Source organism: Bathymodiolus azoricus thioautotrophic gill symbiont, assembly GCF_001298715.1.
Classification (GTDB): domain Bacteria; phylum Pseudomonadota; class Gammaproteobacteria; order PS1; family Pseudothioglobaceae; genus Thiodubiliella.
The window spans coordinates 1-821 of sequence record NZ_CDSC02000158.1 but is presented as its reverse complement, the minus strand read 5'-3'; the positions used below and the strand labels follow the sequence as shown (position 1 = coordinate 821).

Annotated in this window: 1 protein-coding gene; it reads right to left on the bottom strand. The window is 47.4% G+C overall.

Annotated elements, in window-relative coordinates:
- On the bottom strand, positions 1–821 hold an 821-nt coding region (locus BAZSYMA_RS09845; protein ID WP_479385924.1), incomplete at both ends, for an RCC1 domain-containing protein.

Below are 821 nucleotides of genomic sequence, written 5' to 3'. Positions count from 1 at the left end.
AAGGGCAGCAAAGGCATATGCATTTGAATAAATCTTGATATAGCCTTTGCCATCGGGTGCGTCTGCGCCTCCAGCAAATGAATCTCCCCACGCTACGATTGAGCCATCGGCTTTAAGGGCAGCAAAGGCATTAGTATTCGAATAAATCTTGGTATAGCCTTTGCCACTGGGTGTTTTTTTGCCTCCAGTACTTGATCCGCCCCACGCCACGATTGAACCATCGGCTTTAAGGGCAGCAAAGGCATATTCATTTGAAGAAATTTCGGTATAGCCACTGCCATCGGGTGCGTTTGCGCCTTTATTATTTGGACTACCCCACGCCATAATTGAACCATCGGCTCTAAGGGCGGCAAAGGCATCAGTAGTTGAATAAATCTTGGTATAACTGCCAGCGGGTGCATTTATGCCTCCAGTATCTGGATCGCCCCACACCTTGATTGAGCCATCATGTGCAAGGGCAGCAAAGGCATATGTATTTGAATAAATCTCGGTATAACCTTCGCCAACGGGTGCGTCTGTACCTCCATTATCTGAGTTGCCCCATACCTTGATTGAGCCATCGGCTCTAAGAGCGGCAAAGGCACTAGCGGTTGAGGAAATCTTAGTATAACCTTTTTTAGTGGGTGCATTGGGTGCGTCTGTACCTCCATTTTTTAAGCTACCCCATGTCGAAATTGAGCCGTCAGCTTTAAGGGCGGCAAAGGCAAATCCATTTGAATAAATTTTGGTATAACCACTATCAGCGGGTGCTTTTTTGCCTCCAAAATGTGGGTTACCCCACGCCATGATTGAGCCATCGGCTTTAATGGCGGCAAAAGCCA